The following is a 21356-nucleotide window of genomic DNA, read 5'->3' as shown; positions in this document are numbered from 1 at the left end:
TCAGGCGACCGCCAGCCGGCCATGCGACCGGGTCAGGCGGCGCGCGAAGCGAAGGGCCAGGACCTCGCCGGCGCCGATCTCGTCGGCGAACGCGAGGGCGGTCGCGCGCACCTCGCCCTCCAGACCGGCGACGTAGTCGAGGGCGCGCTGGAGGATCCACAGGGCGTGTCCCAGGGCCTGCTGTTCGACCGCCACGCCGTGGTAGTCGACCACGATGGCGCCCAGCACCGGCTGGTCCGCCCCCTCGGGAGACAGGAAGCCCCCGGGCGGCAGCCCGGGGCTGGCCGCGAGCAGGGCGTTCAGCCTTCCCGCGCTCAGGACCAGTTCCTCGGCGTATCCCCGGAACACGTGACGCAGGAAGGCGACCAGGGTCGGCGGGATCTCGTCACCCTCGGGCAGCGCGCGCCGGCGGTCGGGGAATTCCGGCGTCTCGACCTCGGCCCCGTTGATGCGCTCGGTCCAGCGGTAGACCAGCGGCGCGGTGCGCTGCATCAGATGCAGCGGCTTCGGATCGCGGCCGAGATGGCCGTAGAGCGGCCCCATCATGGCGTAGTCGGCGCGGCTCGGCGCGCCCCCAAGGAAGTACGGATGGTGGGCGAAATGATCGTCCAGCAGCGCCAGGGTCTCGCCGTAGACCCGCTCGATGGCGGGGATCGTCCGCGGTTCGATCCCCAGCATGGGCAGATAGCCCGACATCTTGGACGCCACGCGGCGACCCAGCCGCGCGATCTCCTCCGCCGGCGCGGGGAACCTGAGCGAACGGCCGAACTCCCCCACCAGGAAGTCCTCGTTCTCCTTCAGGAAACTCCAGCGGAAGTGCATCGCCGGCTTGGAGACGCCGCGGTCGCCCACCACTTCCAGCAGGTGCGTCGCCAGCGCCTGCCGCGGCCCCATCGACGCCGTGACGGGATCGGGATAGCGGCGTTCCAGCTCATCCAGGATCTCGGTCGAGTCCTGCAGGATCGCTCCGTCGGCGAACTCGGCCACCGGAATGCGGTGCGACTCCACCGCCGGCTTGATCACCTCGCGGTAGCGCGGGTGGGAGGGGAAACGCTCGACATAGGCCACGCGGCGCACCCGCAGGAACGCCCGCACCTTGGCCGTGTAGAGCGACGCCGGAGCCCCATAGAGGACGACCTCGGGCGACCCGGAACCGCTCATGCCGGCGTCCGGCGCTTCAGGCCCTTCTGCTCCATCCGCCACTTGAGCTGGTCGAACCGGTCCTGGCCGAAGAAGGGCTCGCCGTCGAACACCATCATCGGCACGCCGTAGTGTCCGCCCGCCCGCTGAGCGGCCTGGCTCTCTTCGATGATCGCGCGATAGCGCTCGGAGTCGCTGTCTGCGGCGGCGACCAGTTCGTCATGGTCCAGGCCGGCCCTTTCGGTCGCCCGGCGGACATGGTCGCCCTCGTGCCAGTCGGTGATCTCGCCGCTCCAGATCACGCGGCTCACCTCGTCCAGGAACGGCAGGCCCCGCCCGCGCTCGGCGGCGGCCACGCCGAGATAGGTCAGGCGATGGATGAGGGGCTGTTCCGCGGGATAGCTGCCGTCAGGCGCCCGATAGACCGGGTCCGGCCGCGGCCAACGCATCGGCAGGCCGAGGAACTCCGCCTCGCGGCGGATGTCGGCCATGAAGTAGCTGAACCACAGCGGATCGCGCCCTTCGAAGAACTCGGGCGTCCGCACGGCGATCGGGAAGACCGGCCGCACGTTGCACCGCACCTCGAACGCCTCCTCCAGCGCCCGCAACCGGCTCGCGATGAAGTAGGAATAGGGCGAGCGGAAGGACCAGTAGAGATCGTACGTCAGCATGCCAGTCTCCGCGTCGGGCCGAGTCCCGGCAGGCCCGCTTCAGGCCCGCCGGGATCGTATGTGCTCGCCTCCTGAGAGGGAGAGCTTCAGAACCTCACCGTCGCTTCGACACCGTAGGTGCGCGGCGGGGCGTACCAGCCGACGAAGCCCTGCGCCTGGGCCGAGCCGCCCGCCGAGATGAAGGCGTTGAGCGGCTGCAGCGTGCTCTGGAGGATGTAGGTGCGATCGAAGAGGTTCTTGGCGTAGGCGGAAACCCGCCACTTGCCGTTTTCCGGCGCGACCCCCGCCCGCAGGCCCACCAGCGTGACCGAATCCTGGAAGCCGCGCGGATCAAGCAGGGGCTCGAGCATCTTCCCGCTGGTGTAGCTGATGTCGCCGTTCAGGAAGACCTCAAGGCCGGTGCCGGCCAGCGGCGCCTGGTACTGGGCCGCCAGGCTCCACGTCCACTTCGGGCTGTGGGACGGCGTCAGGCCGTTGAAGTTGCAGGTGCCGGGCTGAGTCCCGTTCGCCGGCCTGCCCGGATAGCATTGGCCCGCCGTGTAGTCGGTGAACTCGGCGTCCATGTAGCCGAGCGAACCCTTGATGGTCAGCTCGCGGATCGGCCGGAACTCGGCGTCGGCCTCGAAGCCCTGCACCCTGCGGTCGCCGGCGTTGGCCACGATGAAGCCCGAGCCCGTCAGCGGATTCAGGATCGAGTCCTGGAAGTCCGTCAGCTTCATCCGGTAGATGTCGGCGTTGAGGACAAGGCGATTGCCCAGCAGCATCGACTTGATCCCGAGTTCGAGGGTCTGCGAGTTCTCGGCGTCGAACTCCACCGGCACCCCGACCGCCGCTGTCCGGGCGTTGAAGCCGCCGGTCTTATAGCCGGTCGCGGCGAGCGCGTAGACCATGATCCCCGGCGCAACGTCGTACTGAGCCGTGGCCGACCACGTGATCTTGTCCTCGCTGCGCCGCACCTTGCCCAGGTGGTTCACCGAGAACACGGCGCGGGCCGCCGTCGACGAGCCGGCGAGCACGTCGGCGTCGATGAACCCGTTCTTCTTGTCGTACGAGTAGCGCAGGCCGCCGACGAGGCGGAAGCTGTCGGTCACGTTGAAGGTCGCCTGGCCGAACAGCGCCCAGCTCTTGGTGTCCTGGGTATAGTAGAAGGTGCTGGTGTCGCCCGGGCTGAACCTGAGCCCGTTGGGCAGCACCCGGTTGGCGTGCTGGCCCAGGGTGGTGCGCGTCGCATGGGTGATCGTCTCGGAGAAGAGATACACGCCCGCGAGGTACGACAGGCGCTGGTCGGCGGGCGAGGCGATCCGAAGCTCTTCGGAATAGCCTTCGCGCCGCAGCCGCTGAGCGCCCCTGGCGGTTTCCTGCGGCAGGCCATCGGCGGCCAGTGACTTGATCTTGTCCTCGTAGCCGTTGAACGCCGTGATCGAGGTCAGGGTGTGGCCACCCGGCAGGTCGATGTCGAAGGTCGCCGAGACGCCGTAGATGTCGGTCACGTTGTCGCCCACGACGTCGTCATCGACGACCCGGTCGCGGTCGTCGAAGTTGCGGAAGGGCCGACCCACGGCGTTCGCCGCGGCCAGGAAGCCCGCCGTGGCGATGCCCGTGGCCGTGCTGGGCGCCAGGGTCTCAGGCGTGCAGCACTGCGAATCGATGTTGGCGTAGTAGCCGATGAAGTTGCCGGTGATGTTGTCGGTCGGCGTCCACTTCAGGCGGCCGCGGAGGCCGTACTGCTTGGTTCCGTTGACGTCCTTGCCCGTGAACAGATTGTGCTCGTAGCCGTCGCGGCCCGAGGCCCAGAACGACAGGCGGCCGGCCAGGGTCTCGGAGATGCCGCCCCCGACGTAGCCGCTCAGCGCGCGATCCTCGTAGTTGCCGACCCTCGCCGTGAGCATGCCCTCGGCCTTCTGCGACGGCTCACGCGAGGTGATGTTGATGGCGCCCACGGGCGTGTTGCGGCCGTAGAGCGTGCCCTGGGGCCCACGCAGCACTTCCACCGTCGAAATGTCCTGCAGGTTCCCCTGAATGGGACCGGCGGCCAGGATGTAGACGCCGTCGATGAAGACGCCGACGCTGCCCTCGATGCCGGGGTTGGTGCCCGACGTGCCGATGCCGCGGATGAAGATCGTGGTGTTGCGGTTGTTGTTCGACTGCGAGATCGACACCGACGGGATGAACCGCGACAGTTCGGTGACGTTGCCGATGCCGGTCTTCTCGAGGAAGTCGCCGCTGACGGCCGTCACCGACATCGGCACGTCCTGGATGTTCTCGGCCCGCTTGTTCGCGGTGACGATCAGCGTCTCGATCTCGGCCACGTCGCCCTGAGCCATCGCCGGCGTGGCGGCGGCCATCGCGAGCGCCGTGGAGGCGAGCAGAGTCCGAGCAAGATTGCGCCCTGGCATGGTCGTTTACTCCCCTGGATGCGTGCGTTGTTATCGTTGCGAGTAAGTGAATGTGAATTCCGGTTCAACCTACGCGCCGACCCACAATTGTCAATCCGCCGGCGCCCGATTCAGGTCAGGTCGCGGGGGCCGCGCCCCTCAACTCGCGCTGGCGTTGAGCGAAGTCGTCCTTGCCGATATTGGCGCCCTTCAGGACCGCCTCCCGGGCCCCGACGCGCTTGAACCAGCCCTGGAGATTCGGGAATTCCGCGAGGTCGATCCCGAGCGCCTTGTAGCCGCGCGTCCACGGCCACGTAGCCATGTCGGCGATGGAATAGTCGCCGCCGAGATAGTCCGCTTCGCCCAGCCGCCGATCCATGACGCCGTAGAGTCGCCTCGCCTCATTGGTGTAGCGCTGGATCGCGTAGGGGATCTTCTCCTTCTGATAGTTGAAGTGCGCCGCCTGGCCGACCATCGGCCCCAGCCCCGCGCACTGCCAGAACAGCCACTGCTCGACCATCGACCGCGCCCGCCGCTCAGCAGGATAGAAGCGCCCGGCCTTGTCCCCGAGGTACTGCAGGATCGCGCCGGTCTCGAAGACGGCGATGGGCTGGCCATCCGGCCCTTCGGGATCATGGATGGCCGGCATCCGGCCGTTCGGGGAGAGCGCCAGGAACGCCGGATCGAGCTGGGCCCCAGCGCTCAGATCGACCGGGACCAGCCGGTAGGGGAGGCCCGTCTCCTCGAGCATGATGGTGATCTTCCAGCCGTTCGGCGTCGGCCAGAAATGCAGGTCGATCATTCACAGCTCCTCGTATCGAGGAGGATTTATGAATCGGAATTACTGTTCCGTAAAGCGGTTTAGGCGGAGTTCGTCAGTCGGGCGGCGCCACGCCGACGCCGGCGGCCAGCATGCGCGTCAGCATGTCCACGACCAGCGGCGGCGCCACCGTATCGCCGGTGATCTGGCGGCGCAGGACGCGATTGATCAGGACCGCGTCCACCGTGCGGAGCGCCAGGATACAGGTCTCGTCGAGATCCTCGCCGACGCCCTCGCCCCGTTCGCGCAGGAACGCCGCCAGGAGCCGCCCGGACTCGTTGTCCGCCGCACGCAGCGCCAGGATGTAGGAAGAACCCGCGCCCGCCAGGGTTCGCTGGAAGAGCGCCCGGAAGAAGCCGTGGTGCCGTTCGATCACACGCGCGGAGTTCCCGATCAGCGTCCGGAGGACCTCGTACGTCGGCTTGTCGGACCAGTCCGGCAGCGCCAGGAACCGCGCCATGTTCCGGCCGATCCGCAGGATGAACTGCATGTGGAGCGCCCGGAACAACGCCTCCTTGTCCCGGAAGCGCCGATAGAAGCTGCCGACCGAGCAGTTGGCGGCCGCGGCGATGTCGCTCACATGGGCCTCGTCGTAGCCCTTCTCGGCGAACACCCGCTCGCCGGCCGCGAGCAGGCGCGCCTGGGCCTCCCGGCTGCGCGCCTGGTTGGCGGGAAAGACGCCATCGAGCTCGGTCAGGATCGAGTTGTCTACCGCCAAGAGTCCTGGCTCCCGCATCCGCCGGCCGACAAGTCGGCCGGCGCGTCCTCAGCCTCCGAGCCGGTGCGCTGCAAAGCGGCGCCGGACTCAGTTGCCCCAGTACACGTACTCGTCGCCCTCCTGCTGGGGGCGGATCAGCGAATGATCCAGCATCACGGGCGATTGGCCAAGCTCCGGCCACAACGGCTTCACCTGCTGGGCGTCGTGCGCCGCCAGCAGACGCTTCAGCTCGGCCACTTTCTCCGGCATGGCCTCGGCCAGGTTCACGCGTTCGGTGGGGTCGGCCGACAGGTCGTACAGCCAGTCCTTCTGCGGCCGCTCGGTCACCTGCAGCTTCCAGTCGCCGGCCCGCACGACGCGATAGGGACCCGTGCGCCAGAAGAGGACCTCGTGCGGACGTCCCAGCTTCCTGCCGGTGACATAGGGCATCAGGTCCACGCCATCCATCGGCCGGTCCTTGGGCATCGCGCCGCGCGCGGCCGCCACGCTGGTGGCGAAGATGTCGAAGTGGGAAACGGGCGCGTGATAGATGCTGCCCGGACGGATCGCCGCCGGCCACTTCATCATCATCGGGACTCGGATGCCGCCCTCGAAGAAGGTCTGTTTCCAGCCGCGGAACGGCCGGTTGATGTCCTCGAGCCCCAGATAATACGCGCCGCCGTTGTCGCTGGTGAAGATCACCAGGGTGTCGTCCTCCAGGCCGCGCTCCTGCAACGCCTGGGTCAGCCGCCCGACGTTGCGGTCGAGCTGGCGGATCATGGCGGCGTAGACGCGCAGCTTGTGGTCCTGGATGTGCGAGAGCGACTCGTAGTCCTCGCGCGTCGCCTGCAACGGCGTGTGCGGGGCGTTGTAGGCCAGGTACATGAAGAACGGCCTGTTCTTGTTCGCCTCGACGGCCGCGATCGCCTCGTCGGTGAGGTAGTCGGTCATGTGCCGCTTGGGCTCGAACGGCTCCCCGCCATCCTTGCGGACGTAGAATTGCAGCGTGGCCCAGAGCTGCATGTCGATGGGATCGAAGCCCTGGATCGAATTGACGACCCGAGGGTCCTCCTTCTTCAGGAACATCGACCCGCCGCCCGTGAAGCCGAGGGTCTCCGAGAAGCCACGCACCTGGGGCTGGAACTTGGGCGCCTCGCCCAGGTGCCACTTGCCGAGCTGGATCGTATGATACCCCGCGTTCTGGAGCACCTGGCCCAGCATGATCTGGTCGGTGGGCACGCCCATCTCGACCATCGGGATCACGTCCTTCTCCCGGTCGGCGAAATAGACGGGATTCACCCGGCCGTAGTGATGCGCCCGGACCTGGCGGGCGAAGCGCAGCGGCGTGGGCGTGAACTCGAAGCCGAATCGCGTGGGGTAGCGGCCGGTCAGGAGCGCCGCGCGCGAGGGGGCGCAGGTGCCGTGGCCGGAATAGGCCTGCTCGAACTGCACGCCCTGGCGGCCGATGGCGTCGATGTTGGGCGTCGGCACGGCCCCGCCAGCGACGCCGCCGCCGTTGAAGCTGAGGTCGTTGTAGCCCAGGTCGTCCACGAGGATGACGATGACGTTGGGCGCCCGCCGGCCGGACGGCGACCGCACAGGGCCCGGCTGCCAGGTGACGTCGCGCGGCGGGCCGGCGTTGATCACCGGACGGTCCACAGGCACGTGGGCGGGGGCCTGGGCCACAGCCTGGGGCGCCGAGCCGGCCAGCAGGGCCGTCGCCGTGAGAAGAGCCAGTTTCAAACGCATACGCCGCCTCCCGATGCGCGGGCCGCCGCCGTGCGGACACCCGTCGTTCTTACCTGCGGTCACATCGCCGCTCGACCTTGATACCGGAACCGGTATTCTCATTCAATATTTGTCACGACCCCACCGTCTGTGACAGGGCTAGAGGAACACGAACGGGAGGAAGGGCGCCATGGCCCAGTTGGTGAAGGTCGTCGACGACGGCCACGTGCGGACGATCACGCTGAACCGTCCCGAGCGGAAGAACGCGCTCAGCGACGAACTGGCCTGGGGCGTCATCGAGGCCGTCGAGGCGGCGGCGCGGGACGACAATGTCTGGGTGGTCGCCATCACCGGAAGCGGCGATTCATTCTGCGCCGGCCTGGATCTCTCGGGCCCCGAGCGGTTCTCGCCGCTGACGCCACAGTCCGCGCAACTGGACGACGTCCATTGGGTCGGCCGCTTCCTCCTGTCGATCCGGAAGGTCTGCGACAAGCCGGTGGTGGGCGGGATCAACGGCGTGGCCGTCGGGGCCGGCCTGGGCCTCGCCATGGCCACCGATGTGCGTCTCGTCGCGCGCAGCGCGCGGCTGATGGCCGGCTACACCCGCATCGGCGGCTCGCCCGACGCGGGGCTCACCATCACGCTCCCTCAGGCCATGGGCTACGAACAGGCCATGCGATTCATGATGGAGAACCGCACCGCCACCGGCGACGAGGCCGTCGCGCTCGGCATGGCGGGCGAGGTGGTGGACGACGGCGAGTTCGCCGCCCGCCTGTCGGCCTACTGCCAGCAGCTCTGCGCCTGGTCGCCCATCACGCTGCGGCTGCTGAAGCGGGGCATGGTGCGGGCCCTGGAGACCCACGACCTCGAGCAGCAGTTGCGCTACGAGCTCTCCAATATCCGCATCGCCTTCTCCAGCGAGGACGCCAAGGAGGCCCGGCAGGCCTTCTTCGAGAAGCGCGCGCCGGTGTTCAGCGGCCGCTGAACACCGCGGCCCGAAAGATACAGCCACGACCAGAGACCCAACAGGAAACGTCAGACATGAAGACCCGCATCACCGAACTCTTCGGCATCGAACATCCCATCATCCAGGGCGGCATGCACATGGTGGGCTACGCCGAGATGGCGGCCGCCGTATCGAACGCCGGCGGCCTCGGCATCATCACCGGCCTGACCCAGGGCACGCCCGAGAAGCTGGCCAACGAGATCGCGCGCTGCCGCGAGATGACCGACAAGCCGTTCGGCGTGAACCTGACGTTCCTGCCGGCCGTGACGCCGCCCGACTATCCGGGCCTCGTCAAGACCATCATCGACAGCGGCGTGAAGGCGGTCGAGACGGCCGGCAACAACCCGCAGAAGTGGCTGCCCGCCCTGAAGGAAGCCGGGATCAAGGTGATCCACAAATGCACCTCGGTCCGCCATTCGCTGAAGGCCGAGGCCATCGGCTGCGACGCGGTCAGCGTCGACGGCTTCGAGTGCGGAGGCCATCCGGGCGAGGATGACGTGCCGAACTTCATCCTGCTGCCGCGCGCGGCCGAGGAACTGAAGATCCCGTTCGTGGCGTCGGGCGGCATGGCCGATGGCCGCAGCCTCGTGGCCGCCCTGGCCCTCGGCGCCGAAGGCATGAACATGGGCACCCGCTTCATGGCCACGAAGGAAGCGCCGGTCCACCAGAACGTGAAGGACGCGCTGATCGCGGCCAGCGAACTGGACACGCGACTGATCATGCGCCCGCTGCGCAACACCGAGCGCGTGCTGGTCAACGCCGGCGTCGAGCGCCTGCTGGAAAAGGAGCGCACGCTGGGCGACAAGCTGACCTTCGCCGACATCGCGCCCGAGGTGGCGGGCGTCTATCCCGCCATCATGAAGGACGGGAAGATGGACGCCGGCGGCTGGAGCTGCGGCATGGTCGCGGGCCTGATCCACGACGTGCCCACGGTGAAGGAACTGGTCGACCGGATCATGGCCGAAGCCGAGAGCATCATCAGAGACCGCCTGGCCAAGCTGGTCTGATCGCGGGGCCGGCGCCGGTCGCGCGAGCGGCTGGCGCCGGCCGACCGTTCCGGGCCATGCTGACGCTCCCGGGCTTGGGAGGGCCCGCCGTATGACCCGTCGCCATCACCTGGCCGCCGCGCTGTTCGCGGTGGCGCTCACCTGTCCCGCGCCCGCCGCCTGGAGCCAGCCGCAGCCCGCAGCCGCCAAGGCCGCTTCGCCGGCCTGGGCGCCGGTGCAGTCCGCCCTGCATCCCTTCGTCGACCAGGGCCAGCTTCCGGGCATGATCACCCTGGCGTTCAAGGACGGCCGGATGGTTCACGCTGAGGCCTATGGCGTCCGCGACCTGGCCACAGGCGCGCCGATGGAGATGGACACCATCGTCCGCGCCTTCTCCATGACCAAGCCGGTGACGGCCGTCGCCATGATGATCCTGCGCGACGAGGGCCGCTGGAAGCCGGAAGATCCGATCGCCAAGCACCTGCCCGAGCTGGCGGGGCTCAAGCTCTGGAAGGGCAAGGACGCCGAAGGACGGCCGATCCTGGAGGCGCCGGCGACGCCGCCGACCGTCGGCCAGCTCATGACCCACACGGCCGGCTTCCTCTACGGATTCGAAGCGAGCGACGTGGATGCGATCTACCGCAGCGACAAGGGGCCGATGCGGGCGGCGTCCACCGAGGATTTCCTGCGCCGGGTGGCCGACCTTCCGCTCGCCTACGAGCCGGGGACGAAGTGGAAGTATTCCATCGCCATGGACATCCAGGGCGCGATGGTGGAGCGCCTGAGCGGCCAGTCGCTGGCGCAGTTCATGGACGCCCGCATCTTCCGCCCGCTGAAGATGACCGACACCGGATTCCATGTGCCCGCGGAGAAGCGCGGCCGCTTCGCCGCCCTCTACGAATGGCGAGACGGAAGGCTCCAGGCGCCCGCGGCCGGCAGTCCGTTCCTGTCGGACTACGCCACGCCTCCCCCCTTCGCCTCCGGCGGCGGCGGGCTGGTGACCACGGCCCACGACTACGCCCGTTTCGCGCGGATGCTGCTGGGCGGCGGGACCCTGGACGGCCGCCGCATCATCAGCCGCAGGGCCGCGGCCGAGATGATGAGCAACCATCTGTCGCCCGAACTGGTCGGCGGGAAGTACGGCATCGGCATGCAGCAGATCCGGCCGGGATATGAGTTCGGCTACAACGGCGTCGTCGTCACCGATCCGGCCAAGGCCGGCGTGGCGATGGGCAAGGGCAGCTACCTCTGGGATGGCGCGGCCGGCACCTGGTTCTGGGTCGACCCCGAGAACCGGCTGGTCTTTGTCGGCTTGGTGCAGCGGTTGATGGGGCCGGGCTTCCCGCCCCTGCAGCCGACCAGCCAGAAGGCCGTGCGCGCGGCACTGGACGGAACGCGCTGAGCACAACCGCGACACCGCCCAGTAAGCGGGCGCCGAGGCGGGCTGAATCCAGCCCCAGACTTTTGGGCGCCGCACAAACCCGACAACTGCGGTAGCCATTGGCGGCCGCCCGGAACAGATGGCGGTGACACGGCGGACAGCAGATGACGCAGGCGGCGGCTTCCCGTTTCGTGAGCGGATTTGGGCTTCAGGTGCTGGCCGCGATGGTGGTCGGAGTCCTCCTGGGGCTGGCGGCGCGGCGACTGGGCGTGGCCGAGGGCGAGGCAGGGTTCGCCCTGGCCGAAACCCTCCGGATCCTGGGCTCCAGCTTCGTCCAGCTCCTCCGCGCTCTGGTGCCGCCGCTGGTCTTCACCGCGGTGGTCGCCAGCATCGCCAACCTGGCCGAACTCCAGAACGCCGCGCAACTCGTCTGGCGCACGCTGCTGTGGTTCGCGGCGACGGCCCTGATCGCGGTGGGCATCGGCATCGCCCTTGGGGTGATCCTCCAGCCGGGCCTCCACACCGCCGTGACCGCCGAGGCGGCCAAGGCCCCCTCCACCACCGGGTCATGGCTGGATTTCCTGACCGGCCTGATCCCCGTGAACTTCCTGGGGCTGACGGCGTCCACCCGGCTCTCGGATGGCGCGGCCACGACGACCGTGTCGTTCAATGTGCTCCAGATCCTCGTCATCGCCCTTGTGGCGGGTGTCGCCGCCCTGAAGGCGGGCGAGGCGGGCCGCACGTTCCTGGCCTTCAACGCCTCGGCCCTGGCGGTCGTACGCAGGATCCTGTGGTGGGTGATCCGACTGACGCCGCTCGGCACCGTCGGGCTCCTGGGCTCCGCGGTCGCACGCTACGGCTGGGACGCGCTGGGCCAGCTCGGCCAGTTCGCCTTCGCGGTCTATCTCGGTCTCGCGCTGGTGCTGTTCGTCGTCTACCCCGCCCTGCTCGGGGCGCATGGCCTGAACCCGGTCCGGTTCTTCCGCGCCGCCTGGCCCGCGATCCAGCTCGGCTTCGTCACCCGCTCGTCCATCGGCACATTGCCGGTCACGGAGGCCGTCACCGAGACGGGGCTGGGCGTGCCCCGCGCCTACGCCGCCTTCGCCGTCCCCCTGGGCGCGACCACCAAGATGGACGGGTGCGCCGCCATCTATCCGGCCATCTCGGCGATCTTCGTGGCCCAGTTCTACGGGCTCACCCTCGCGCCGACGGACTATCTGCTGATCGTCTTCGTCTCGGTCATCGGGTCGGCGGCGACCGCGGGTCTGACCGGGGCGGTGGTCATGCTCACCCTGACGCTGTCCACGCTGGGCCTGCCGCTGGAAGGCGTGGGCCTGCTGCTGGCCATCGACCCGATCCTCGACATGGGTCGCACGGCCGTGAACGTCGCCGGCCAGGCCCTCGTGCCGACCCTGGTGTCCAAGGAACTCGGCGTCCTCGACCAGTCGATCTACGAGGGCCGCGCCCAGCCCGTAGAGGACACCGAGCCCGCCGCCCAGCCCGGATGATGCGGATATCAGCTTTCCCCTCGCCGCCCCCGCGTCACCCGCGCTAGAGAGAAGGGGAAAGACCGGACGCCAAGACGCCGGAGGGGATGGAACGATGCACTATGCCGAACTGAACGAGGCCTGGGCCGAGCTGACGGCGCCCGGCGCGCCTTTCGAGATCGTCGTGCAGGAGGTGCGCGGCGCGCCCACCCGCACCTTCAGGAACGCACCACCGAACGTCCGCGCGCTCTGGCTGTCCACGGCCCAGTTCGCCGACCGCGACTATCTCGTCTACGGCGACGAACGCATCACCTACGCCCAGGCGCATGCCCAGGTGGCCTCGGTCGCCAACTGGCTCCTGAGCCAGGGCGTGAAGCCGGGCGACCGCGTGGCCATCGCGATGCGGAACTATCCCGAGTGGATGCTGCTCTACTGGACCTGCGCCGCGATCGGCGTGGCGGCGGTGGGCATGAACGCCTGGTGGACGGCCACCGAGATGGCCTACGGCCTCAGGGACGCCCAGCCCAAGGTCCTGTTCGCCGACGCCCAGCGCATCGCCCGGATCGCCGAGCAGCCCGACATGCTCGGCGGGACGCTGCTGGTCGCCGTCCGCGCGGAAACTCCGGCGGGCGCCGTCTCCTGGACGGAGGCGCTCACGCACGGGGGCGGCCTCCCCGATGTGGCCGTCGATCCCGATGACGACCTCTGCATCTTCTATACATCCGGCACCACGGGCTTCCCGAAGGGCGCCCAGCTCACGCACCGCAGTTGCGTCAGCAACCTGATGAACATGATGTTCGCCGGTCAGGTCAGCGGCCTGGCGACACAGCGCGCGACCGGCGTCGCGCCGCCGGCCACCCCGCCGATCCCGGTATCGCTCATCACCACGCCCCTCTTCCACGTCACGGCCAACAACTGTGGCGCCTACGCCACCACCGCGGCAGGCGGGAAGATGGTGCTCATGTACCGCTGGGACGCCGGCGAGGCGTTGAAGCTGATCGAGCGCGAGCGCTGCACCTCGGCCAGCGGCGTGCCGGTGATGGCGCGCGAGATCATCACCCACCCCGACTTCGACAAGTACGACACCTCCAGCCTGCTCACCCTGGGCGGCGGCGGCGCCCAGCTCCAGCCCGACCTCGTGGCCAAGATCGACAAGGCGGTGGCGACGGCCCGTCCCAACACCGGCTACGGCATGACCGAGACCTCGGGGATCATCACCTCGATCGCCGGCGACTTCTTCGTGGACAAGCCGGCGAGCTGCGGCCGCGCCATGCCGACCTTCGAGGTGAAGGTGGTGGGCGACGACGGACAGCTTCTGCCCCCCGGCCAGCCCGGCGAGCTGTGGGTTCGCGGATCATCGGTCATCAAGGGCTATATCAACCGGCCCGACGCCACGGCCGAGTCCATCACCGACGGCTGGCTGCACACCGGCGATGTCGCCTACCTGGACGAGGACCAGTTCATCTATCTGGTGGACCGCAAGAAGGACATGGTCCTGCGGGGCGGCGAGAACATCTACTGCGCCGAGGTCGAATCCACGATCCACCAGCATCCCGGCGTCGCCGAGTGCTCGGTCTTCGGCGTGCCCGACCCCCGGCTGGGCGAAGACGTCGCAGCGGCGGTGGTGCTCAGGCCCGGCGAAGTCGTGGACGTCGAGGCGCTGCGCGCGCATTGCGCCGCCCTGATCGCGAAGCACAAGATCCCACGCTACATCTGGATCCTGGACCAGTCGCTGCCACGCAACGCCAATGGCAAGTTCCTGAAGCGCGAGCTGCGCGAGACCCTGAAGCTGGAAGACGCCGCCTGATGTCCTGCATCCCCGCCACCGCGTCGGGTGGCGGGAGGCAAGGCCACGTTCACCGCGGCAGGCGCGTGGAGCCCATCAGGTGCTCGTCGACGGCGCGGGCGCACTGGCGTCCCTCGCGGATGGCCCAGACCACCAGGGACTGTCCCCGGCGGGCGTCGCCGCACGCGAAGATCTTGGGGTCCGACGTCTGGTAGCTGAGGGTATCGGCCCGGACGGCGCCCCGGGGGTCGAGGTCCACGCCGCTCTGTTCCACCACGCCGGCCTTGACCGGCCCGACGAAGCCCATGGCCAGGAACACGAGGTCGGCCTTCAGCTCGAAGATCGAGCCTTCGACCTCCTGCATCTGCATCCGGCCGTCGTCGCCGGCCACCCATTCGACGCGGGCGCATTCCACGCCCGTGACCCTGCCGTCCTTGCCCAGGAAGCGCCGGGTCACCACCGAGAAGTCGCGTTCGACGCCTTCCTGGTGCGACGACGACGTGCGCAGCTTCAGCGGCCAGTCGGGCCAGGTCAGCGCCTTGTTCTCGTGCACAGGCGGCATCGGCATGATCTCGAGCTGGGTCACCGAGGCGGCGCCCTGGCGGTTGGAGGTGCCGATACAGTCGCTGCCGGTGTCGCCGCCGCCGATCACCACCACGTGCTTGCCCTTGGCGTTGATCGTGCCGGTCGGCGCGGCGCGGGCCTCGTCATCGCCCGCGTTGCGCTTGTTCTGCTGGGTCAGGAACTCCATGGCGAAGTGGACGCCCGAAAGTTCCCGGCCCGGCACGGGCAGGTCGCGCGGATCCTCGGCGCCGTTGGCCAGCACGAGGACGTCGTAGTCGTCCAGAAGCCGCGGGACCGAGACGATCCCTCCGCCCACCTCGAAGCCGGTGCGGAAGATGACGCCCTCGCCCTCCATCTGCCGGACGCGCCGGTCGATGAGGTGCTTCTCCATCTTGAAGTCGGGGATGCCGTAGCGCAGCAGGCCGCCGATCCGGTCGTTCTTCTCGAACACGGTCACGGCATGGCCGGCGCGGGCGAGCTGCTGGGCGCAGGCCAGGCCCGCGGGGCCCGAGCCCACGACGCCCACCCGCTTGCCGGTGCCCCGCGGAGACGGTTGCGGCGTGATCCAGCCCTCGGCCCACCCGCGATCGATGATCTGGCACTCGATCGACTTGATGGTGACGGGCGTGTCCGGGATGTTCAGGGTACAGGACGCCTCGCACGGGGCGGGGCAGATGCGGCCCGTGAACTCTGGGAAGTTGTTAGTGGACTGGAGGTTCTCCAGCGCCTCGCGCCAGTGGTCACGGTACACGAGATCGTTAAAGTCGGGGATCTGGTTGTTCACCGGGCAGCCCTGGTGACAGAACGGAATCCCGCAGCTCATGCAGCGTGACGCCTGGGCCTGGAGTTCAGGCTGCGGCAACGGCAGAACGAATTCGTTCCAGTGCTTCAGGCGTTCGGCGACCGGCGCATAGCCGCGGTCGTGACGCTCGACTTCCAGAAAGCCGGTCGGCTTACCCATGACGTAATCCCCTGGCGATCTGGACTATTCGGCGGCCACGGCGGCCGCGGCGCGGCGCTCGTCGGCCATGTCGGTCAGCGCGCGGCGGTAGTCGCGCGGCATCACCTTCACGAACGACGGCAGGGCCTGATCCCAGTTCTCGAGGATCTCGGCCGCGCGCCGGCTGCCCGTATGCAGATGGTGACGCTCGATCAGGATGCGCAGGCGCTCGGCGTCGTGGCCCAGTATGTCGCCCATCCCGCTGTTCTCGACCGAGATCGAGCGCTGGCTGGGCTTCAGGGCCTCGTCGCCGCCCCCGTCCGCCGCGACCGGTTCAAGGTCGACCATCGCCTTGTTGCAGAGGTCTGCGAACCGCGCCTTGGGGTCGTAGACATAGGCGACGCCGCCGCTCATGCCGGCTGCGAAGTTCCGCCCCGTGTCGCCCAGGACGACCACCACCCCGCCGGTCATGTATTCGCACCCGTGGTCGCCCACGCCCTCGACGACCGCGACGGCGCCCGAGTTGCGCACGGCGAAGCGCTCGCCGGCCACGCCCTCGAAATACGCCTCGCCCGCGATGGCCCCGTAGAGCACCGTGTTGCCCACGATGATGTTGCGGGTCGGGTCGCGCCGCGAGTCCTTGGGCTGGCGCACCACCACGCGGCCGCCGGAGAGCCCCTTGCCCACGTAGTCGTTGCCGTCGCCCACGAGGGTCAGGCTGACGCCCCGGGCCAGGAACGCCCCGAAGCTCTGGCCGGCCGTACCCTTCAGGGTGATGGCGATGGTGTCTTCCGGCAGCCCGGCGTGGCCATGACGCTTGGCCACCTCGCCCGACAGCATGGCGCCGACGGTGCGGTTGATGTTGCGGATCGCATACTCGCCGCGGACGGGCTCGCCCTTCTCCAGCGCGACCTTCGCGTCGGCGATGAGCTGGTGGTCCAGGGCCTTCTCCAGGCCATGGTCCTGCCGGTCACGGTTCCACAGGCAGTCCTGGCCCTTGGCCGCGTCCGCGTACAGCAGGCGGGACAGGTCCACGCCCTGGGCCTTCCAGTGCTCCACCGCCGGCTGCATATCCAGCCGGTCGACGCGGCCGACCATCTCGTTCAGCGTGCGGAAGCCCATCTCGGCCATGATCTCCCGCAGCTCTTCGGCCACGAAGAAGAAGTAGTTGATCACGTGCTCCGGCTGACCGGTGAAGCGCGCGCGCAGCACCGGGTCCTGGGTAGCCACCCCCACCGGGCAGGTGTTGAGGTGGCACTTGCGCATCATGATGCAGCCGGCCGCGATCAGCGGCGCCGTGGCGAAACCGAACTCGTCCGCGCCGAGGAGGGCGCCGATGGCCACGTCGCGTCCCGTGCGCAGGCCACCGTCCACCTGGACCGCGATCCGCGTGCGCAGGCCGTTGAGCAGCAGCGTCTGCTGGGTCTCGGCCAGGCCGATCTCCCACGGCGAGCCGGCATGCGTGAGCGACGTCAGCGGCGACGCCCCCGTGCCGCCCTCGAAGCCGGAGATGGTCACATGGTCGGCGCGGGCCTTGGCGACGCCCGCGGCCACGGTGCCCACACCCACTTCCGACACCAGCTTCACCGAGATCCGGGCGCCGGAGTTGGCGTTCTTCAGGTCGTGGATGAGCTGGGCCAGGTCTTCGATCGAATAGATGTCGTGGTGCGGCGGCGGGCTGATCAGGCCCACGCCCGGCGTCGAATGCCGGACGCGCGCGATGTTCTTGTCCACCTTGTGGCCGGGAAGCTGGCCGCCCTCGCCCGGCTTCGCGCCCTGGGCCATCTTGATCTGGATGTCGTCGGCGTTGACCAGGTACTCGGCCGTCACGCCGAAGCGCCCCGAGGCCACCTGCTTGATGGCCGAGCGCATGGAGTCGCCGTTGGGCAGCGGCTGGAACCGATCCGGCTCCTCGCCGCCCTCGCCCGTGTTCGAACGGCCGCCGATGCGGTTCATGGCGATGGCCAGCGTGGTGTGGGCCTCGCGGCTGATCGAGCCGAACGACATGGCGCCGGTGGCGAACCGCTTCACGATCTCGGCGGCGGGCTCCACCTCCTCGAGCGGAACGGGAGTCTCGGCCGGCATCAGGCGCATCAGGCCGCGCAGGGTGAGCAGCCGCTCGCTCTGTTCGTTGATGGCGCGGGCGAAGCGCTTGTACTCCTCCGGCAGATTCCCGCGCACGGCGTGCTGCAGGCCCGAGATCGACTCGGGCGTCCAGGCGTGCGCCTCGCCACGCAGGCGCCAGGCGTACTGGCCCCCCACGTCCAGCATGGTCCGGTAGATCGGGTTGTCGCCATAGGCGTCGCGGTGGCGGCGCACCGCCTCCTCGGCGATCTCGGCCAGCCCCACGCCTTCGATGGTGGTGGCGGTGCCGGTGAAATACGTGTCCACCAGCTCGGACGACAGGCCGACGGCGTCGAAGATCTGCGCGCCGCAGTACGACTGGTAGGTCGAGATGCCCATCTTGGACATCACCTTCATGATGCCCTTGCCCACGGCCTTGATGTAGTTCTTGCGCACCTCGTAGGCCGAGAGCGAGAGGCCGCTCTTCACCCGGATCTGCTCCAGGGTCTGGAACGCCACATAGGGGTTCACCGCCTCGGCGCCATAGCCGGCCAGGACGCAGAAGTGGTGCACCTCGCGAGCCTCGCCGGTCTCCACGACCAGGCCCGTCTGCATGCGCAGGCCCTGGCGGATCAGGTGGTGGTGCACCGCCGCCGTGGCCAGCGCCGCCGGGATCGGCACGCGCTCGGCCGAGACCCCGCGGTCCGACAGGATGAGGATGTTGTTGTCGGCCAGCACGCTGTCGGTGGCTTCGCGGCACACCCGGTCCAGCGCCGCCGCCAGACCGCCCGCCCCCTCGGCGGCCGGCCAGGTGATGTCGATCGTGGCCGTGCGGAACGCGCCGTCCAGCAGTTCATGCACCGCGCGGATCTTGGCCAGATCCTCGTCGGTGAGGATGGGCTGAGCCACTTCCAGGCGCTTGTGCGTGCCCGCCTCGCGGCCCAGCAGGTTCGGCCGGGGGCCGATCATCGACACCAGGCTCATCACCAGCTCCTCGCGGATCGGGTCGATCGGCGGGTTCGTGACCTGGGCGAAGTTCTGCTTGAAGTACTCGTAGATCAGCTTCGGGCGGGCCGAGAGCACGGCGATGGGCGTGTCATGGCCCATCGAGCCGATGGGGTCGTCCCCGTCCCGGCCCATCGGCTCCAGGAAGGCCTGGACGTCCTCCTGCGTGTAGCCGAAGGCCTGCTGGCGATCGAGCAGGGTCTCGGGATCGTTCGGCTGGGGCTCGGCCGTCACGTCGTCCAGCGACAGCTCCTCGAGCTTGAACTGGGTGTCCGCCAGCCACTCTTCGTAGGGGGCCGCCTCGGCGAGGGTGCGCTTGATCTCCTCGTCCTCGATGATGCGGCCCTGCTCCATGTCGATGAGCAGCATCCGGCCCGGCTGGAGCCGCCACTTGCGGACGATCCGTTCCTCGGGGATGTCGAGGACGCCGACTTCGGACGCCATGATCACATGGTCCTCGTCGGTGATGACGAAGCGCGCGGGGCGCAGGCCGTTGCGGTCGAGCGTGGCGCCGATCTGGCGGCCGTCGGTGAAGGCCACCGCCGCGGGGCCGTCCCACGGCTCCATCAGGGCCGCGTGGTATTCGTAGAAGGCCTTGCGCTTGGCATCCATCAGCGGGTTGCCCGCCCAGGCCTCGGGGATGAGCATCATCATCGCCTGGACCAGCGGGATGCCGCCGGCGACGAGGAGCTCCAGCGCGTTGTCCAGGCACGCCGTGTCCGACTGGCCGTGCGGGATCAGCGGCCACATCTTGTTGAGGTCGGGCCCCAGGAGGTCGCTTTCCAGCGAGCGCCGGCGGGCGTTCATCCAGTTCACGTTGCCGCGGACGGTGTTGATCTCGCCGTTGTGGGCGATGAACCGGTAGGGGTGCGCCAGCTTCCACGACGGGAAGGTGTTGGTCGAGAACCGCTGGTGGACCAGGGCCAGGGCGGATTCGCAGCGCTCGTCCTTCAGGTCCTCGTAGAAGGTCCCCACCTGGCCGGCCAGCAGCAGGCCCTTGTAGACCACCGTCCGCGTCGAGAGCGACGGCAGGTAGACGTCGTTCAGCGCCGGCATGTTGCGCTTCAGGGCCAGGTCGGCCAGCGGGTTCTGGAACTGCTTGCGCACGGCCAGCAGCTTGCGCTCGTGGCCGTCCTGGTCCTTCACGTTCGGGCCGCGGCCGATGAAGGCCTGGCGGATGACGGGCATCGAGGCCAGCACGGCTTCGCCGAGGCCGTCGGTGTCCACCGGCACGTCGCGCCAGCCCAGCAGCGGCTGCTTCTCGACCTTCAGGTAGTGCTCGAACTGCTCCAGCGCCGCGGCGCGCGCCAGCGCGTCCTGCGGCAGGAAGCACATGGCCACCGCATAGTGCCCGGCCGGCGGCAGGTCGACGCCCTCGGCGACGGCCCACTCCCGATAGAGCCCGTCCGGAATCTGGATCAGGATGCCGGCGCCGTCGCCCACGAGCGGGTCCGCGCCCACCGCGCCGCGATGGTCGATGTTCAGCAGGATCTGCAGGCCCGCCTGGATCACTTCGTGCGATTTGCGGCCTTTGATATTCGCCACAAAGCCCACGCCGCACGCATCGTGCTCGTTCCGGGGGTCGTACAGTCCTTGCCGTTCAGGCGGTCGCATCGTCGTCGTCATCATTTCTCACGCGAGCACGCTGAAACACGGCCCCAAGCCAGTGTCGTGGGGTCGCGCGTGCATTTCGCGGGCATTTACCCGGCATGATCATGCCTTGTCGATGGGGCGGGCCGCCGCTGCCGGGTAAACTTTTCTAGGGCGCCGTTCAGAAGGCAGTGAGCGACCGGACGATGCACCGGCGCTCTGCAGGCCCCAGCCGCGACCCCGCCTAGGCTTCGAGCAGCGATCGCGGCTCCCGGGATCCGACATGGCCCAGGCCTCGCGAACTGCGGCGGTAGCCGATGAGATCCTGAAGTTCCGGCGAGAAGCTGGCCGCCCTCTCACGCGGAACGGAAAGCATGTAGTTCTCCTGCTGGCGGACCGCGCCACCGCAGTAGTTGATCGTGAGCGCCCAGCGCCGCGCGTCGGACCGGTTCGCGCCGCCGCCATGCCAGAGCGTGCCGGCGACGAAACAGACGCTTCCCCGGGGCATCGTCGCCGGAACAGACGGATGATCGCTGTCCCGCCGCGGCGCCTCCAGCCATTTGTGACTGCCGGGAACGATGCGCGTCGCGCCGTTCTCTTCGGTGAAATCCGTCAGCGCCCACACGGTGTTGCAGACGATCTGGCGATGAGGCATCGCGAGATCATAGAGACCGTCGTCCCGATGGAGCGGCTGAGCCGGCTCGCCGGGCCCGATGACCGCCGTGCCCATGGTCGACAGGAGCATGTCCTCGCCGAGGATTCCCCTCAGCACGGGCAGCGTGCTCGGATGCGTGGCCACGCGCTGCCAGACATCTCCGTGATTCAGCAGATCGAAGTATCGGGCGGTGTTGAAGCCGGTGAATTCGTTCGGCGTCAATTTATGGGCGTTCGTGTCTTCGAGGCGTCGGATTTCCTCGCCGATCTCGTCACACATCTCGGGACTTACGGCGTTCTCGATGATCGCAAAGCCATCGGACTCGATCTTCCGGATGTATCCTTCGTGGTCCATTCCTTCCGTCCCCTTGTCATTTTGCTGACACCGCCCAATAGCCCCAGGGAGCAGATTTCGACCTTTGCGCGCCGCGGCTCCAGCAGATTGGTAATACGTTACCATGC

At 68.6% G+C, this 21356-nt stretch carries 14 protein-coding genes; 5 read left to right on the top strand and 9 right to left on the bottom strand.

From position 1 onward, the window contains the following. From WG212_RS05095 to WG212_RS05070, 6 genes are all read right to left on the bottom strand, one after another. Positions 1-1161 carry a glutathione S-transferase N-terminal domain-containing protein gene (locus WG212_RS05095; RefSeq protein WP_337185983.1) on the bottom strand — a complete coding sequence of 387 codons (1161 nt, stop codon included), beginning with the start codon at positions 1159-1161 and terminating at the stop codon, positions 1-3. Further along, positions 1158-1811, bottom strand: coding sequence for a DsbA family protein (locus WG212_RS05090; RefSeq protein ID WP_337185982.1), 654 nt, complete (start codon positions 1809-1811; stop codon positions 1158-1160). The genes WG212_RS05095 and WG212_RS05090 overlap by 4 nt, the downstream gene beginning before the upstream one ends. An 86-nt stretch (positions 1812-1897) precedes the next feature. After that, positions 1898-4207 carry a TonB-dependent receptor gene (locus WG212_RS05085; protein WP_337185981.1) on the bottom strand — a complete coding sequence of 770 codons (2310 nt, stop codon included), beginning with the start codon at positions 4205-4207 and terminating at the stop codon, positions 1898-1900. 115 nt (positions 4208-4322) lie between these two features. Further along, on the bottom strand, positions 4323-4988 hold the full coding sequence (locus WG212_RS05080) for a glutathione S-transferase N-terminal domain-containing protein (RefSeq protein ID WP_337185980.1): 666 nt from the start codon (positions 4986-4988) through the stop codon (positions 4323-4325). Between the two features lie 73 nt (positions 4989-5061). Beyond that, positions 5062-5724: a TetR/AcrR family transcriptional regulator gene (locus WG212_RS05075; RefSeq protein WP_337185979.1), complete on the bottom strand. Its 663-nt coding sequence runs from the start codon at positions 5722-5724 to the stop codon at positions 5062-5064. A gap of 87 nt (positions 5725-5811) precedes the next feature. Then, positions 5812-7452, bottom strand: a complete 1641-nt coding sequence (locus WG212_RS05070; RefSeq protein ID WP_337185978.1) for a sulfatase-like hydrolase/transferase — start codon at positions 7450-7452, stop codon at positions 5812-5814. A gap of 169 nt (positions 7453-7621) precedes the next feature. Between WG212_RS05070 and WG212_RS05065 the strand changes: the two genes are divergently transcribed. The 5 genes from WG212_RS05065 (at position 7622) to WG212_RS05045 (ending at position 14098) form a co-directional block, all read left to right on the top strand. Further along, positions 7622-8416, top strand: coding sequence for an enoyl-CoA hydratase/isomerase family protein (locus WG212_RS05065; RefSeq protein WP_337185977.1), 795 nt, complete (start codon positions 7622-7624; stop codon positions 8414-8416). A gap of 56 nt (positions 8417-8472) precedes the next feature. Further along, positions 8473-9444 carry a nitronate monooxygenase family protein gene (locus WG212_RS05060; RefSeq protein ID WP_337185976.1) on the top strand — a complete coding sequence of 324 codons (972 nt, stop codon included), beginning with the start codon at positions 8473-8475 and terminating at the stop codon, positions 9442-9444. Between the two features lie 91 nt (positions 9445-9535). Beyond that, positions 9536-10825, top strand: a complete 1290-nt coding sequence (locus tag WG212_RS05055; protein WP_337185975.1) for a serine hydrolase domain-containing protein — start codon at positions 9536-9538, stop codon at positions 10823-10825. 143 nt (positions 10826-10968) lie between these two features. Beyond that, positions 10969-12312: a dicarboxylate/amino acid:cation symporter gene (locus tag WG212_RS05050; protein ID WP_337185974.1), complete on the top strand. Its 1344-nt coding sequence runs from the start codon at positions 10969-10971 to the stop codon at positions 12310-12312. Between the two features lie 94 nt (positions 12313-12406). Next, positions 12407-14098 (top strand): class I adenylate-forming enzyme family protein, encoded by a 1692-nt coding sequence (locus tag WG212_RS05045; RefSeq protein WP_337185973.1) that lies wholly within the window; start codon positions 12407-12409, stop codon positions 14096-14098. 49 nt (positions 14099-14147) lie between these two features. Here WG212_RS05045 and WG212_RS05040 read toward each other — a convergent pair whose 3' ends face one another. From WG212_RS05040 to WG212_RS05030, 3 genes are all read right to left on the bottom strand, one after another. Beyond that, positions 14148-15602 carry a glutamate synthase subunit beta gene (locus WG212_RS05040; protein ID WP_337185972.1) on the bottom strand — a complete coding sequence of 485 codons (1455 nt, stop codon included), beginning with the start codon at positions 15600-15602 and terminating at the stop codon, positions 14148-14150. Positions 15603-15626: 24 nt separating this feature from the next. Beyond that, positions 15627-20264, bottom strand: coding sequence for a glutamate synthase large subunit (gltB, locus tag WG212_RS05035; RefSeq protein WP_337185971.1), 4638 nt, complete (start codon positions 20262-20264; stop codon positions 15627-15629). A 220-nt stretch (positions 20265-20484) separates the two neighbouring features. After that, positions 20485-21249 (bottom strand): phytanoyl-CoA dioxygenase family protein, encoded by a 765-nt coding sequence (locus tag WG212_RS05030; RefSeq protein ID WP_337185970.1) that lies wholly within the window; start codon positions 21247-21249, stop codon positions 20485-20487. Positions 21250-21356 lie beyond the last annotated feature (107 nt).

The organism is Phenylobacterium sp., from assembly GCF_037189685.1.
Taxonomy (GTDB): domain Bacteria; phylum Pseudomonadota; class Alphaproteobacteria; order Caulobacterales; family Caulobacteraceae; genus Phenylobacterium.
Note: the sequence above shows the minus strand (reverse complement) of the source record. Positions and strands in the feature narration are given on the sequence as shown.